Annotated in this window: 17 protein-coding genes; 15 read left to right on the plus strand and 2 right to left on the minus strand. The window is 66.6% G+C overall.

Annotated features, from left to right (window positions below; translation table 11 throughout):
• Positions 1-275: 275 nt before the first annotated feature.
• Positions 276-710 (plus strand): cell wall hydrolase, encoded by a 435-nt coding sequence (locus C693_RS0105350; protein WP_017461220.1) that lies wholly within the window; start codon positions 276-278, stop codon positions 708-710.
• A gap of 75 nt (positions 711-785) precedes the next feature.
• Here the strand turns inward: C693_RS0105350 and C693_RS0105355 are convergent, their stop codons facing one another.
• Complete coding sequence (locus tag C693_RS0105355; protein ID WP_017461221.1) at positions 786-1265, minus strand: glycine zipper 2TM domain-containing protein; 480 nt, start codon at positions 1263-1265, stop codon at positions 786-788.
• A 29-nt stretch (positions 1266-1294) separates the two neighbouring features.
• Positions 1295-1864: a glycine zipper 2TM domain-containing protein gene (locus tag C693_RS0105360; protein WP_017461222.1), complete on the minus strand. Its 570-nt coding sequence runs from the start codon at positions 1862-1864 to the stop codon at positions 1295-1297.
• A gap of 179 nt (positions 1865-2043) precedes the next feature.
• Between C693_RS0105360 and C693_RS0105365 the strand changes: the two genes are divergently transcribed.
• The 14 genes from C693_RS0105365 (at position 2044) to ccmE (ending at position 13833) form a co-directional block, all read left to right on the plus strand.
• Complete coding sequence (locus C693_RS0105365; RefSeq protein ID WP_017461223.1) at positions 2044-2823, plus strand: TatD family hydrolase; 780 nt, start codon at positions 2044-2046, stop codon at positions 2821-2823.
• Between the two features lie 84 nt (positions 2824-2907).
• Positions 2908-3432 carry a MarR family winged helix-turn-helix transcriptional regulator gene (locus C693_RS0105370; protein ID WP_017461224.1) on the plus strand — a complete coding sequence of 175 codons (525 nt, stop codon included), beginning with the start codon at positions 2908-2910 and terminating at the stop codon, positions 3430-3432.
• A gap of 26 nt (positions 3433-3458) precedes the next feature.
• Positions 3459-4940, plus strand: coding sequence for an efflux transporter outer membrane subunit (locus C693_RS0105375; protein ID WP_017461225.1), 1482 nt, complete (start codon positions 3459-3461; stop codon positions 4938-4940).
• Positions 4937-6142 carry an efflux RND transporter periplasmic adaptor subunit gene (locus tag C693_RS0105380; protein WP_017461226.1) on the plus strand — a complete coding sequence of 402 codons (1206 nt, stop codon included), beginning with the start codon at positions 4937-4939 and terminating at the stop codon, positions 6140-6142. Before C693_RS0105375 ends, C693_RS0105380 begins: the two co-directional genes overlap by 4 nt.
• Positions 6143-6150: 8 nt before the next feature.
• Positions 6151-7704: a DHA2 family efflux MFS transporter permease subunit gene (locus C693_RS0105385; RefSeq protein WP_017461227.1), complete on the plus strand. Its 1554-nt coding sequence runs from the start codon at positions 6151-6153 to the stop codon at positions 7702-7704.
• Between the two features lie 89 nt (positions 7705-7793).
• A complete protein-coding gene (gene phaR, locus C693_RS0105390; RefSeq protein WP_017461228.1) occupies positions 7794-8303 on the plus strand; it encodes a polyhydroxyalkanoate synthesis repressor PhaR in 510 nt (169 codons plus the stop codon).
• A gap of 100 nt (positions 8304-8403) precedes the next feature.
• A complete protein-coding gene (phbB, locus tag C693_RS0105395) occupies positions 8404-9150 on the plus strand; it encodes an acetoacetyl-CoA reductase (protein ID WP_017461229.1) in 747 nt (248 codons plus the stop codon).
• Positions 9151-9210: 60 nt separating this feature from the next.
• Complete coding sequence (locus tag C693_RS0105400; RefSeq protein ID WP_017461230.1) at positions 9211-10590, plus strand: FAD-dependent oxidoreductase; 1380 nt, start codon at positions 9211-9213, stop codon at positions 10588-10590.
• The gene (locus C693_RS21120) at positions 10583-11020 is read left to right on the plus strand and encodes a DUF3293 domain-containing protein (RefSeq protein ID WP_017461231.1); all 438 of its coding nucleotides are present in this window, start codon (positions 10583-10585) and stop codon (positions 11018-11020) included. Before C693_RS0105400 ends, C693_RS21120 begins: the two co-directional genes overlap by 8 nt.
• Before the next feature lie 42 nt (positions 11021-11062).
• Entirely contained in the window at positions 11063-11692 is a 630-nt protein-coding gene (gene ccmA / locus C693_RS0105410; protein ID WP_017461232.1) for a cytochrome c biogenesis heme-transporting ATPase CcmA, read from the plus strand.
• Complete coding sequence (ccmB, locus tag C693_RS0105415) at positions 11689-12375, plus strand: heme exporter protein CcmB (protein ID WP_017461233.1); 687 nt, start codon at positions 11689-11691, stop codon at positions 12373-12375. The genes ccmA and ccmB overlap by 4 nt, the downstream gene beginning before the upstream one ends.
• A gap of 4 nt (positions 12376-12379) precedes the next feature.
• Positions 12380-13138 (plus strand): heme ABC transporter permease, encoded by a 759-nt coding sequence (locus C693_RS0105420; protein WP_017461234.1) that lies wholly within the window; start codon positions 12380-12382, stop codon positions 13136-13138.
• Complete coding sequence (ccmD, locus tag C693_RS0105425) at positions 13135-13329, plus strand: heme exporter protein CcmD (protein ID WP_017461235.1); 195 nt, start codon at positions 13135-13137, stop codon at positions 13327-13329. The genes C693_RS0105420 and ccmD overlap by 4 nt, the downstream gene beginning before the upstream one ends.
• A 27-nt stretch (positions 13330-13356) precedes the next feature.
• The gene (gene ccmE, locus C693_RS0105430; RefSeq protein WP_017461236.1) at positions 13357-13833 is read left to right on the plus strand and encodes a cytochrome c maturation protein CcmE; all 477 of its coding nucleotides are present in this window, start codon (positions 13357-13359) and stop codon (positions 13831-13833) included.
• Positions 13834-13861: the final 28 nt, after the last annotated feature.

Genomic DNA, 13861 nt, shown 5'->3' on the forward strand with positions numbered 1-13861 from the left:
GACCCGGCGAAACGCCGGAGAGAATTGCCGCCATACGAGGCGGAGATGTCGCATAAGCCCTGAACCATTCGATGGTGGCTGCTGCGGCTCTGGTCAGATCTGGCAATAGACGTCGAACTGACTCGCCACAATCCCGTGGCAAGGACATCCGCGATCCCAAAGTTTCGATCCGGTGTCATCAATCCAGGTGGAACGGCCTGCCCGCCCGTCCACCGCAATGGCGCCTGAGAACCGGTTTCCTTCCGGCCATGCGTACAGCACGTTGGAGGCAGACTATGAAACTTTCCGTATTGCTGTGGATGGCCTCGTTGCTCCCCCAGCCGGTGGCTGACCAGACCTGTCTGGCGACGACCGTCTATCTGGAAGCCCGCAGCGAACCGACGATGGGACAGCTGGCGGTTGCCGAAGTGGCGCTGCGGCGTCGCGACCGCGGCCAATGGGGCGATACCGTGTGCAAGGTCGTGACCGCACCGCACCAGTTCGCCACCACCACCACGCCGGGCTCGTTCGACATCACCAACCCGGTCGCCTTCGCCAAAGCCTGGAAGATCGCCGGCGAATCGATGACGAACTGGGAGTTGCCGCTCGCCGAACGCCATCTGGTCGTTCCGCACGCGGACCACTTCGCTACCGTGGCCATCACTCCGGCATGGTCGATCAACCGCACCGGCCGCACCATCGGCGAACATCGTTTCTACGCCGTGAACTGACGAGCCCATATCGCACAACAAGAAAAGCCCTCCTTTCGGAGGGCTTTTTTTTGGACGTCCAAAGAGCAAAGTGGGCTAGCGCGGATAGACGTGGTCACCCTGCACCTGGACGTAATCGCCCTCGCGCACCCGGGGATTATCGCGCTGGGTCACGGTGACGTACCGGCCGCCGTCCAATCGCACGGTGACCTGCCAGGCCACGTCAGTCGCGCCGTTGGCCGTGGCCACCTTGTTGCCGACCACACCGCCGGCCACCGCTCCGGCAACGGTGGCGGCCTTGCGGCCATCCCCCTTGCCCACCGTGTTGCCAAGAAGGCCGCCGGCGACGGCGCCGATCACGGCACCAAGCGTCCCGTTGCTCTTGCGCTCGACGTAGACCTGCTGCACCTCCTTGACCACGCCGCAGTTGTCGCATCGCGCGGGCCGGCTGTCGTAGACCGGAGCGGGCCGACTGTACCCACCGTTGTTGTAGGGCGTGGTTTCGCACCCCGCGAGTGCAACGCTCGCGAGAGCTGCGGCGATCAGCAGTGGGATCCTGCGTGAAGTGGGCGACATGGGCTCCTCCTCGACTGGATGGTGAAAAATCAGCGCGCGTCGGAAACCGCCGTCACGCCTTCCTGGACCTGCACTCGGTCGCCGGGATCGTGATCCATGCGCACCGTGCGCGTGACCCCGTTGTATTCGTAACGGACGTCATAGCCGACGATCTTGGTGGTGCTGTCGTTCACCGTGGTGCACCGGCGCTGGACCGAGGACGTGGTGTTCGCATGCTGGCGGCTCTCTTCGATCTTCTTGCCCGCGTAGCCACCGCCGAGCGCACCGGCCACCGTCGCGAGCGTCTTGCCCTTGCCGCCACCCACCTGGTGACCGAGTACACCGCCGACCACGGCGCCGATCGCGGTGCCCGCGATCTGGTGCTGGTCCTTCGGTGGCGTGGTGGTATTGACCACCTCGTCGTGACAGACCTGTTTCGGAGTGTTGGTGGTTTTACGCACCGGATCAACGCTCACAACCTTGGCGTACTTCGGGCCGTTGGCTGCGGCGCCTGCCGCTACACCGGCATCCGCACTCGCATCACGATTGCAAGCCGATACACTGGCCGCCAGCGCAGCCGCCACACACACGTGAAGCACGTTGACCATCAACCGTTTCATCAGATCTCTCCTTTTTGGATTCCCCGCGAGCAACGCGATCTGCGCCCCTCGCGTTTCGCCTGTTCATTGAAACCCTGCACAACTGAATACGACCTAGCTCCGACTCGTCATTTTTCCTTCACGTGATCGAAGACACGGATCGGAGTCGCACACCCCATCGGAAGTGGCCGCCATCCATCATGACACCTCTCGTCGACAGCCACGTACACCTCGATGACGCCCGATTCGACGTGGATCGCAATCGGGTGCTGGAGCGCGCGAGGGATGCCGGCGTCGGGGCGATGATCGTGCCGGCCATTGCCGCACCTGGTTGGCAAGCCCTTGCAGACCTGGCGAAGGAGCACGGCGACGTCTTTCCCGCATACGGCATGCACCCGATGTTCCTGCCGCGGCACCGCCTCGCCGATTGCGACCTGCTCGACCAATGGCTCGATACGCATCGGGCGGTGGCAGTTGGTGAAATCGGCCTGGACTACTTCGTCGAAGACCTCGACCGGGACCGGCAGCTGGTCCTGTTCGACAGACAACTGTCGATCGCGACGAATCACCGCCTGCCCGTGATCATCCATGCCCGCCGAGCCGTCGATGCCGTGATCGCCGCGATCCGCCGTCACCCGGGGACAAGCGGGGTCGTTCACAGCTTTTCCGGAAGCGCCGAGCAGGCAGAGCAGCTATTCAAGCTGGGTTTTCTGGTCGGCATCGGTGGGCCTGTGACATATCCCCGGGCGCAGCGACTCAGGCGTGTGGTCGCCAAACTCCCGATGGAGCAGTTGCTCCTGGAAAGCGACGCGCCGGACCAGCCCGGCATCGCGCACCGCGGACAACGCAACGAGCCGTCGTCAATTGCCGAAACCCTCGCAGAACTTGCCGCCCTCCGCGGCGAGCGCGTCGAACGAGTCGCCGCAGTCACCACGGCAAACGCCCAACGGCTTTTCGACATCGGCACCCCCGCCCACTGAGGCCCGCGCGTCGCGCGGATACTTGCCGGCGGATTCGGATGCCTGCTACCTTTTTAATTCACCAGTGAAATATGAGCCAGTGAAATGGCCAGCCTTGGCAACTGCATCTTCATGATGGACGAGGGCGTCGATCGCCTTACCGAAGCCTTGCCCGAGCTTCCGGCCGACAAGGCCAAGCTCAGCCGGCTCATGTTGATGGTGGGCAGCCGCATGCAGGAAGAACTGGAGCACACGCTCAAACCGTACCGGCTCAACCACAGCGAATTCCTCACGCTGATGATCCTGTACAGCAGTCCCGACGGGAGCTCGACGCCGGGAGAGCTTTGCGACTACACATCCCAGGGCGCGACCAACATGACCCGCATCGGCAATGCGCTGGTCGGACGCGGCCTGGTCGTGCGCGCAGCGAGCGAACAGGACCGTCGACGCGTGCGCATGGGCATCACGCCCAGCGGGCGGCGCTTTGTCCAGAAGATGCTGCCGACCCTGTTCCCTCGACTCAGCGCGATGTTCGACGGCTTCGGCGAGAACGACCGCCGCCAGCTCGGGCGCCTGTTGCGCAAGTTGGCAGACAACCTCGACCGGCTGGACGAGGAGATCGACCGTTGAACGCACTGCCCGATAAGGATGCCCAGATGAAACACGTCTACCGCGCCATGCGCCCGCTGGCCGTGTCGGCACTAGCGCTCGCACTGGCGGCATGCGCGCTGCCCCCCCGTCGCCTCGATCCACCCAGGCTCAGCGACAACGTTCCACTGGCGGGCCTGAACGTCCCCGCCCGCGCAGGCTGGCCGGCGGCCGAGTGGTGGAAGACCTACCACGACGACCAGTTGAACAGACTTGTCGCGGTGGCCATGGACCAGGCCCCCGATCTCGCCATCGCGCAGAGCCGCGTGGGCAGTGCCGAACAGTCGATACGGGCGGCTGCAGCGCAGGCCGGACTGAGCATCAACGGCAACGCCCAGATCGCCCGGCAAAGGCTGAGCGAGCACGGACTCATCCCGGCTCGCTTCCTGGGATTCACCTGGTACAACCAGGCCGATCTCGGGGTTCAGCTGCAATACGACTTCGATTGGTGGGGCAAGACCCGGGCCGCGGTCGAATCCGCCGTCGACCAGGCACATGCCGCCCAGGCGCAGCGCAGCGCCGCCGCCCTCGCTTTGCAGTACGCGGTGGCCGATACCTATTTCGGCTGGCAGGCCGATCAGACCAGGCTCGCACTCGCACAGCAGCAGTTGGCGGTCCAGGAACGCCTGACCAGGATCGCCCAACTGCGCGTCGGCCAGGGCGTCGACCTGCCGGACGAAGCCTCGCGCGCGCAGGCCCAGCTCGCCGCAGTGCGGGAGATGAAGATCGCCATCGATCGCTCTGGACAGATTCGACTCGCCGCCCTGGCCTCGCTGGTCGGTGTCGCCCCGGCCGACCTGCCCAAGCTGCAGCCGAGACCTCTGCCGAATGTGTCGCACGGCCTGCCCGCAGATGCCGGCCTGGACCTCATCGCGCGCCGTCCGGATATCGCGGCCAGCCGTTGGCAGGTCGAGGCCGCATTGCGCCAGACCGACGTCGCGCGCGCCCAGTTCCTGCCCGACCTGAGCCTGACCGCCCTGGCCGGGCTGTCCAGCATCGATCTCGGCAAGCTCTTCTCCGCCAGCAGCCGCACCTTCGCCGTGACCCCGGCCCTGCATCTGCCGCTCTTCAACAGCGGCCTGCTGCAGGCAAATTACGGGCTGAGCAGAGCGCAACTGGATGGCGCCATCGCTCAATACCGAAGCGTCGTGCTGCAGGCCGCCCGCGACGTGTCGACCCAGGCGCTCACTGCCGAGATGCTGGCCGACCGTCGCGAGCAGCAGCAGACGCAGATCGCGGCCGACCAGCGGATCCTGCGCGCCGCTCTGGCGCGCGCGCGTCAGGGGGTACGCGATGCCCGCGAGTCACTGGCGGCGGAGGCCCAACTGCTCCAGCAACAGGACGCAGCCGCCCAGTTGCAGGGTCAGGCCGTCAGCGCCGACCTCGCCCTGATCAAGTCCCTGGGTGGCGGCTATCGAATGCCCGAAGCACCTGCTCCAACCAACTCCACGAATTCTGCCACCGCCTCTTCCGGAGCCCACTCACGATGAGCGCCAACGACTCCCAAACGGCCAATACCCCCAAGGAAGCCAACGAAAGCGGCATGGCCGCAAAGGACCCGGCCAAGCGGCGGCGAGCGCTCGCCATCGTCGCAGCGGTGTTCGTACTGGCCGCGCTTGGCTGGTTCCTGCTGTGGCTGCTGGTGCTGTCGAGGCGCGAGAAAACCGACAACGCCTACGTCGGCGGCAACCAGGTGGCGATCTCCGCCCAGGTGCCCGGCACCGTGGTGGCGATCATGGCCGACGATACGCAGAAGGTAGACGCCGGCCAGGTGCTCGTGAAGCTGGACAGCACCGATGCCGACGTCCGTCTCCAGCAGGCCCGGGCCGCGCTGGCACAGGCCGTACGGGGCGTCCGCCAGCAGACCGAAAACGTCAGCGGCGCCGAAGCCCAGGTGGCAGCGAGGAAGCTCGAGCTGGAAAAAGCCCGGGCCGATCTCAAGCGCCGCCTGCCGCTGATCGCGGCCAGGGCCGAATCCCCCGAAATCATCCAGCACCTGCGCGACGGCGTGGCGCAGGCGCAGGCCGCGCTCGATGCCGCCCAGGCCCAGGCCGCCGCCGCCCGTGCGGCCGTCGAGGGTACGGATGTGGCGCACAACCCGGCAGTCATGCAGGCGCGCGCCAATTTCCGTGCCGCCTGGATCGCCCGGCAGCGCAACGCGATCTATGCGCCCGTGTCCGGCTATGTGGCACAGCGAAGCGTGCAGCTGGGCAACAGCGTGCAGCCCGGCCAGCAGCTGATGACCGTCGTACCGCTGCACAACCTCTGGATCGACGCCAACTTCAAGGAAGGCCAGCTGCGGCATATCCGCATCGGACAACCGGTGAAGATCGAAGCGGATATCTACGGCAGCAGCGTCGACTATCACGGCAAGGTCGAAGGCATCGGCGCAGGTACCGGCAGCGTGTTCTCGCTGCTGCCTGCCCAGAACGCGACCGGCAACTGGATCAAGGTCGTGCAGCGCGTGCCGGTGCGGATCAGCCTGGACAACGCCGAGCTGGACAAGCATCCGCTGCGCATCGGCCTGTCCACTGATGTGACCGTGGATATCAGCGACGATCACGGCAAGGTGCTGGCCCAGGCACCGGCATCCCAACCGGTGGCAAGCACCGACGTGTACGACCGGATGGGTGCACAGGCCGATGCCGAGGCCGACCGCATCATCCAGGCCAATCTTCCCGCCCACCACTGAGTCGAGCCATGGCCGCCACGTCCGACGCCGCCGCGCCGCTGAAGCCATTGCAAGGCGGCGCACTGGTCCTACTCACTGCTGCCGTCGCGTTGAGCACCTTCATGGAGGTGCTGGACATGACCATCGTGAACGTCGCGGTACCGCATATCGCGGGCAGCCTCGGCGTGAGCCCCAGCGAAGGCACCTGGACGATCAGTTCGTACGCCCTGGCCAGCGCCATCATGCAGCCACTGACCGGATGGCTCGCCAAGCGCTTCGGCGAAGTGCGCACCTTCGTCGCCTCGGTCATGCTGTTCGTCGCGTTCTCGATGATGTGCGGCCTGGCGACGTCCATGCCGATGCTGGTGATCGCACGCCTGATGCAGGGCGCCGGCTCCGGCCCGATGGTGGCGCTGTCGATGACACTGCTGCTGTCGAGCTACCCCAAGGAGCGGCAGGGTATCGCGCTCGCGTTGTGGGCGATGACCGTGGTGGTGGCGCCCATCTTCGGCCCGATCCTCGGCGGCTATCTCACCGACAACTTCTCCTGGCCGTGGATCTTCTACATCAACCTGCCGGTAGGTCTGGCGGCCGCGGTAATCACCTGGGCGCTGCTGCACAAGCGGGAAACGAAGACCTTCAACATGCCGATCGACGTGATCGGCCTGGTGCTGCTGGTGGTCGGCGTCGGGGCATTGCAGTTCATGCTCGACAACGGCAACGACCACGACTGGTTCTCCTCGCCGATGATCACCACGCTCGGCATCATCGCGCTGGTCTGTCTCACGTTCCTGGTCGTCTGGGAACTGCATGCCAAACACCCGGTGGTGGACCTGTCGCTGTTCCGCCAGCGCAATTTCACAGTCGGAGTTACCGGGCTATCGCTCGGCATGATGGCCTTTTTCGGCATCAACGTGGTCTTTCCGCTATGGCTGCAGACCACGCTGGGCTATACCGCCACCTGGGCCGGGCTGGCCACCGCGCCGGTCGGCATCCTGGCTTTCCTGGTCGCCCCGATTCTGGGCCGCAACCTGCATCGGCTGGATTTGCGTGCCGTGGTGACCTTCGCCTTCGTGATGTTCGCCACCACCTCGTACTGGTTCTCCACCTTCGACAGCGGGGCGTCGTTCTCCGCACTGGTGCTACCCCGGTTCGTGATGGGCATCGCCATCCCGTGCTTCTTCATCCCGCTGAACCAGGTCTACCTGTCCGGACTGCCCGCCTCCGAGATCGCCAGTGCCTCCGGACTGGCCAATTTCTGCCGCACGCTGGGCTCGAGCGTGTCGACCGCGGTAAGCGTGACGCTTTGGCAGCACCGCGGGGAGTTCCATCACGCCACGCTGACCGAATCGATCACCCCCGACCATCCGGCCGCCACGCATTTCCTCAGTCAGCTTTCCCACGCCGGTTTCGCGCACAGGGAGGGGCTTGGACTGGTCGACCGGATCCTCACGCGCGAGGCGCTGACCCTGGCGGTGAATGACGTATTCCTCGCCTGCGCGGTGTTGTTCGTGCTGCTGATCCCGGTGCTGTGGCTGGCCAGGCCGCCGTTCGGAAGCGCCGGCGGTGCCGTAGGCCATTGATCGGCCAGCCCATTAGCAGATTTCTGCTGCACTCCGAAGTGCAGCAAGGTGACTGGTGCGGCGCAATACCTTCTGCTAGCGTTCGCCGCATGGCACAAACAATCCGCATCATCAAGAAGTATCCGAACCGTCGGCTCTACGACACGGAGATCTCCAGCTACATCACGCTGGAAGAGATCCGTCAGCTGGTGCTGGACGGCGAAACCTTTGAAGTGCGCGACGCCAAGTCGGGTGAAGACCTCACCCGTTCGGTGCTGCTGCAGATCATCTCCGAGCACGAGGAGAAGGGGCAGCCCATGCTCTCTCCGCAGCTGCTGAGCCAGATCATCCGGTTCTACGGAGATTCGCTGCAGGGCTTCATGGGCCCTTATCTGGAGCGCAGCCTGCAGGTCTTCCTGGACCAGCAGCAGCAATTCCGCAACCAGCTCAACAACCTGATGGGCCAGACGCCCTGGTCGATGCTCAACGAGCTGACCGAGCGCAACATGGACGCCTGGAAGTCCATGCAGCGAGGCTTCCTCGACGCCGCCTCCCAGTCGCGCCCCGCCGCCAGCCCCGCTGGCACCAGCGGCACAGGCCGCGGCGGCAAGAAGTCCTGACCCATCCCGCCCGGGGCAGCCTCAAGCTGCCCCGTTCGCTTTCAGCCTTTGGCCGCTGCAGCACAGCACGTGTTGCCGTGCGGCAATATGAGTAGCACGCATGAACAAGCGACTGGCCGTCGTCACCGGCGGCATCGGTGGCCTCGGCACCGAGATCTGCCGCCACCTCGCCCGTGACGGACGTCAGGTCATCGCCATCGACCTCCCGAGTCGGCAGGAGCGCATCGAAGCCTTCCGCGGAGAGGTCGCCAGCTTCGATGGCGCGATCGACTTCACGCCCGCCGACGTCAGCGATTTCGACAACTGCCGCGCACTGGTCGAAGGCATCGAAGCGGAGCACGGCCCCGTCGATGTCCTGATCAATGCCGCCGGCATCACCCGCGACACCAGTCTGCGCAAGATGACGCCGGAGCAATGGCACCAGCTGATGCGGGTGAACCTCGATGGCATCTTCAACACCTGTCGCCAGGTCGTCGAGGGCATGTGCGAGCGCGGCTTCGGTCGCATCGTCAACCTCAGCTCGGTCAACGGCCAGACCGGGCAATTCGGCCAGACCAACTACTCCGCCGCCAAGGCCGGCGTGCATGGCTTCACCATGGCGCTTGCCCGCGAGACCGCTCGCAAGGGGGTGACGGTGAACACTGTCTCCCCCGGCTACTGCGATACACCGATGGTGGCCGCGGTGGCGCCGTCGGTGCGCGAGCAGATCATTGCCGGAATTCCGGTGGGCCGCCTCGGCTCGCCGGCCGACATCGCACGCGCCGTGGCATTCCTGGCAGCCGACGACGCCGGTTACATCACCGGTGCCAACCTGCCGGTGAACGGCGGATACTTCATGAGCTTCTGACCGACGGGTACGCGACCAGGCGGTCGCGTACCCGTCGATCCCGCACCACCGGAACCGGCCTTGCCCCTGCCCAACATCACCCTCGCCGGCGGCGGTCCGGTCGGCGCCCTGCTCGCGCACCTGCTCGCCCTGCGCGGCTTCGCGGTGGACGTGTTCGAAAAGCGACCGGACCCCCGCACCGCCGGCTACGAGGCCGGACGCTCGATCAACCTGGCGCTGGCCGAACGCGGCCTGCATGCCTTGCGCACCGCCGGCCTGGCCGAACGCGTGCTGTCGCTGGCGGTGATGATGCGCGGCCGGATGGTGCATGCCGGCTCGGCGGCCCCGGTATTGCAGCGTTATGGCGTCGATGATCGCGAGGTGATCTGGTCGGTCTCGCGGGGTGAACTGAACAAGCTCATGCTCGACGCGGCCGAAGCAGCCGGCGTGCGCTTCCACTTCGGCCAGATGGTCGAGCGCGTCAACTTCGATGCCCGACGGCTGTACCTGCGCGACGCCGCTGGCGTACAGCGGGAACACCGCTTTGAGCTGATGCTGGGCGCCGATGGTGCCGGCTCGGCCGTGCGGGCGGCGATGCACCACGTGGACCCGCTCGGCGAGCGGGTTGAGGCGCTGGGCCACGCCTACAAAGAGCTGGAGATCCCCCCCCGCCCGGAGAACGGCGAGGCGCGCTTCGCCATCGAACCGCATGCCCTGCACATCTGGCCGCGCGGCGGTTACATGTGCATCGCGCTACCGAATCCGGAAGGCAGCTTCACGGTCACGTTGTTCCTGCCGGGCGTAGGCCCCTACCCCAGCTTCGCCACCCTGCCGGACGCGGAGCACGCGGCGGATTTCTTCGATACCCAGTTCCCGGACCTGCTGCCGTTGATGCCGCGCTTCGCGGAAGATTTCCAGGCGCATCCGGCGCCGAGCCTGTACACGCTCTATCTCGACCGCTGGCACCTGGACGGTCGCGCCGTGCTGCTGGGCGACGCCGCGCACGCCATGGTGCCGTTCCACGGCCAGGGCATGAACTGCGGGCTGGAGGACGCGGTGGAACTGGCCGGACTGCTCGCGGGCGACCCGGCCGACCCGGCCGGCGTGTTCGCGGAATTCCAGCGCCGGCGCAAGCCGAACGCCGATGCGATCGCCGCGATGGCGCTGGAGAACTACGTGGAGATGCGCGACTCGGTCGCCGACCCGCGTTACCTCGCCAAGCGGGCGCTCGGCCTGCGCCTGGCCGAAGCCGTGCCGTCGCACTTCATGGCGCGCTACCGCATGGTCACCTTTACCCGCCTGCCCTATGCCTTCGCGTACCAGCGCGGCAAGGCGCAGGATGCCCTGCTCGACGAACTGCTCGCCACGACCGGCGGCGATCCGCAGGCGGTGGCGCTGGACGAAGCTGTCGCCCTGTTCCGCAACCGGCTGGAGCCACTACCCGACCTGCCGCATGGATGAGCGCCTGCTCGTTGCCTACCGGCGTACCGACTACCGGGTACGCCTGCCGGGCGGCAGCACGGCCAGTCTGCGCGTCGACGCACCGGTGCCGGCCGGACTGCATGCACTGGTCGGCACCTCGCCATGGGGCTTCATCACCGCGTGGCACCCCGGCTCGCATCGCGCACCGCGGGACGCCAACCGCCAAGCACAACGGCGGCTGCTCGCCGAACTGCTCGCGGACCCGACCACCCGGAAGATCCTCGCCGCCGTCGGCGTGGGCGCGGATGGCTGGCGCGAACCCAGCCTGTTCGCGATCGGCACGCCACACGCCGTGCTGGAGCGGCTGGCCGCGGCGTTCGGCCAACGAGCGTTTCTCGCCGGCAGCGGGCAAGGCCTGGCGCGGCTGATCTGGACGCCGCAGCTGACCTGGGTCAACGGCGACAGCTGACCACATGGACAAGCCCCGCGGGCATTGCGGACAATCCCGGGGATGACCGTCGCAACCCCGCCCCTGCTCGCGGCCTCCGCCTTGAGCTTTTACCGCCAGGACGAGCCCGTGTTCGGCCCGCTGCAGTTCGAGCTGCATCCCGGCCAGCTCGCGCTGGTGGAAGGGGACAACGGCAGCGGCAAGACCACGCTGCTGCGCGTGCTCGCCGGCCTGCTGCACGTGGACGAGGGCGAGTTGTTCTGGCGCGGCGAGCCGCTGCAGCGCGATCACTGTGCTGCCGAGATCGTCTTTCTCGGCCACCAGCTCGCGCTCAAGGGCGACCTCAGTCCGCGCGAGAACCTGCACATCGCCGTCGGCCTGCACGGCGTGCGCGATGGCATGGATCCGACCCGCGCACTGCGCGAGGTCGGGTTGGCCGGCTACGAGGACGAACCGGTGCGGCGGCTTTCCGCCGGGCAGAAGAAGCGGGCGGCCTTGGCGCGCCTGCTGCTGGTGCCCGCCACGCTGTGGCTGCTCGACGAGCCGTACGCCAATCTCGACCGACACGGCATCGCGCTGGTCAACCGCCTGCTCGAAGGCCACGTCGCCGCTGGCGGCGCCGCGCTGGTCACCAGCCATGGCGCCGTAAGTTTCCACGGCGGCGAGCCGCAGCGCATCCGGATGCATGCATGAGCCAGGCTCCGCTCGGGCGCGCCTGCGCCGCCGTCCTTCGACGCGATCTCACCCTGGCCTGGCGCCGTCGTGGCGACATCGCCATGCCGGTGCTCTATGCGCTGATCGTCACCACGCTGTTCCCCTTCGCGCTGGGCCCGGAAAACGCGCTGTTGCAGCGGATCGCCGGTGGCGCGGTGCTGGTGACCGTCCTGCTGGCGATGCTGCTGGCGCTGGATGGCATGTTCCGCAGCGATATCGAAGATGGCTCGCTCGAGCAACTGGTGCTGGCACCGCAGCCTCTTGCGTTGATGCTGGGCATGAAGATCCTGGCCCACTGGCTCACCACCGCGCTTCCGCTGATCGTGATCGCGCCGATGCTGGCCAGCATGCTGCAATTACCGGCAGCGGCAATGCCGGTAATGATGCTGGCATTGGCGTTGGCCACCCCGATGCTCAGCCTGCTCGGCGCGGTGCTCGTGGCGCTCACGGCCGGCACCCGACGCTCTGGTATGCTGCTCGCCCTGATGCTGTTGCCGTTGTGCGTACCCGTGGTGATCTTTGCCGCTGGTGCGCTGGCCGCAGCCCAGCAGGGCCTGCCGTGGATTGCCCCGATCGCATGGCTCGGCGCCGCCCTGGCGCTGGCCCTGGTGCTGGCCCCGCTCGCCTGCGCCGCCGCCCTCCGCATTGCCTTGGACGCCTGAACCCATGTCCAGCTGGATTCCGCTCTGGTTGCACAAGCTCGGCTCGCCGCCGACCTTCTACCGCTTCGCCGGCAAGCTGCGTCCGTGGATGCTCGCTCTTGCCATCGTGCTGGGTCTCGTCGCGCTCTACGGCGGCCTGGTGCTCGCCCCGCCGGATTACCAGCAGGGTGACGACTACCGCATCATCTTCGTGCACGTGCCCAGTGCCTGGATGGGCCTGTTCATCTACGGCGTGATGGCCGTCTCGGCGTTCATCGCGCTGGTCTGGCGGATCAAGCTGGCCGAGGTGGTGGCGATGGAGTCTGCACCGATCGGCGCGGCCTTCACCCTGATCACCCTGGTCACCGGCTCGCTGTGGGGCGTGCGCATGTGGGGCACGTGGTGGACCTGGGATGCGCGACTGACTTCCGAACTGGTACTGCTGTTCCTGTACCTGGGCGTGATCGGGCTGTATCACGCCTTCGAAGATCGTCGCCAGGGCGCCCGCGCCGCCGCCTTCCTTGCCCTGATCGGCATCATCAACGTACCGATCGTGCATTTCTCGGTGAACTGGTGGAACACCCTGCACCAGGGTTCCACGGTGCGCCTGTTCGGCCCGTCGACCATGACCGACTCGATGATCTGGCCGCTGCTGACGATGATGGTCGCGACCAAGTGCTACTACGTGTTCAGCCTGTGCTCGCGCGTGCGCGCCGACCTGCTGGCACTGGAAGGCGGCAAGGACTGGGTGCGCCAGATCGCCGCGGGAGAAAGCGCCCGATGAACCAGTTCCTCGCCATGGGCGGCTATGCCGTTTATGTGTGGCCGGCCTACGCAGTCTTCCTCGTCGTGCTGCTTGCCGATGCGCTGGCGCCGGTACTGCGCCGGCGCCGCGTGCTGCGCGAACTGCGCGGCCGCCTCGCACGGCAGGCGGCGCGCCAGCAGCGCCACGCCGACACCCCTACCGACGCCTGATCGCCCGCCATTCCCCGGACCGCATCCATGAACCCCACCCGCAAGCGCCGGCTCATCATTGTCGTCATGGTCCTGATCGCCGCGGCGGTCGCCGGCGGCCTGACCGTGTTCGCCCTGCAGCAGAACATGAACTACCTGTTCACCCCCAGCCAGGTGCAGGAGGGCCAGGCCCGCAGCTACAAGACCTTCCGCCTCGGCGGCATGGTCAAGGAAGGCTCGATCCAGCGCTCCAGCGACTCGCTGAAGGTGACCTTCACCGTGGTCGACGCCGATGGCGCCATGCCGGTGGAATACACCGGCATCCTTCCCGACCTGTTCCGCGACAACCAGTCGGTGATCACCACCGGCCACATGGAAGACGGGCATTTCGTGGCGACCGAAGTGCTGGCCAAGCACGACGAGACCTACATGCCGAAGGAGCTGAAGGACGCCATGGCGAAGGCCCACAAGGGCCGCAAGGTCGCCGAGACCGGCGACCAGCCACCTGCCGCAACCAAACCCTGAGCGACCAACGCGCCCGCCACGACGGAAC

The organism is Dyella ginsengisoli LA-4, from assembly GCF_000334915.1.
GTDB lineage: Bacteria > Pseudomonadota > Gammaproteobacteria > Xanthomonadales > Rhodanobacteraceae > Dyella_A > Dyella_A ginsengisoli_A.

What these genes read in the sequence shown, in the direction of transcription:
- C693_RS0105350 (WP_017461220.1), top strand. Translation starts at nt 276, where the DNA reads ATGAAACTTTCCGTATTGCTGTGGATGGCCTCGTTGCTCCCCCAGCCG.
- C693_RS0105355 (WP_017461221.1), bottom strand. Translation starts at nt 1,265, where the DNA reads ATGTCGCCCACTTCACGCAGGATCCCACTGCTGATCGCCGCAGCTCTC.
- C693_RS0105360 (WP_017461222.1), bottom strand. Translation starts at nt 1,864, where the DNA reads ATGAAACGGTTGATGGTCAACGTGCTTCACGTGTGTGTGGCGGCTGCG.
- C693_RS0105365 (WP_017461223.1), top strand. Translation starts at nt 2,044, where the DNA reads ATGACACCTCTCGTCGACAGCCACGTACACCTCGATGACGCCCGATTC.
- C693_RS0105370 (WP_017461224.1), top strand. Translation starts at nt 2,908, where the DNA reads ATGGCCAGCCTTGGCAACTGCATCTTCATGATGGACGAGGGCGTCGAT.
- C693_RS0105375 (WP_017461225.1), top strand. Translation starts at nt 3,459, where the DNA reads ATGAAACACGTCTACCGCGCCATGCGCCCGCTGGCCGTGTCGGCACTA.
- C693_RS0105380 (WP_017461226.1), top strand. Translation starts at nt 4,937, where the DNA reads ATGAGCGCCAACGACTCCCAAACGGCCAATACCCCCAAGGAAGCCAAC.
- C693_RS0105385 (WP_017461227.1), top strand. Translation starts at nt 6,151, where the DNA reads ATGGCCGCCACGTCCGACGCCGCCGCGCCGCTGAAGCCATTGCAAGGC.
- phaR (WP_017461228.1), top strand. Translation starts at nt 7,794, where the DNA reads ATGGCACAAACAATCCGCATCATCAAGAAGTATCCGAACCGTCGGCTC.
- phbB (WP_017461229.1), top strand. Translation starts at nt 8,404, where the DNA reads ATGAACAAGCGACTGGCCGTCGTCACCGGCGGCATCGGTGGCCTCGGC.
- C693_RS21120 (WP_017461231.1), top strand. Translation starts at nt 10,583, where the DNA reads ATGGATGAGCGCCTGCTCGTTGCCTACCGGCGTACCGACTACCGGGTA.
- ccmA (WP_017461232.1), top strand. Translation starts at nt 11,063, where the DNA reads ATGACCGTCGCAACCCCGCCCCTGCTCGCGGCCTCCGCCTTGAGCTTT.
- ccmB (WP_017461233.1), top strand. Translation starts at nt 11,689, where the DNA reads ATGAGCCAGGCTCCGCTCGGGCGCGCCTGCGCCGCCGTCCTTCGACGC.
- C693_RS0105420 (WP_017461234.1), top strand. Translation starts at nt 12,380, where the DNA reads ATGTCCAGCTGGATTCCGCTCTGGTTGCACAAGCTCGGCTCGCCGCCG.
- ccmD (WP_017461235.1), top strand. Translation starts at nt 13,135, where the DNA reads ATGAACCAGTTCCTCGCCATGGGCGGCTATGCCGTTTATGTGTGGCCG.
- ccmE (WP_017461236.1), top strand. Translation starts at nt 13,357, where the DNA reads ATGAACCCCACCCGCAAGCGCCGGCTCATCATTGTCGTCATGGTCCTG.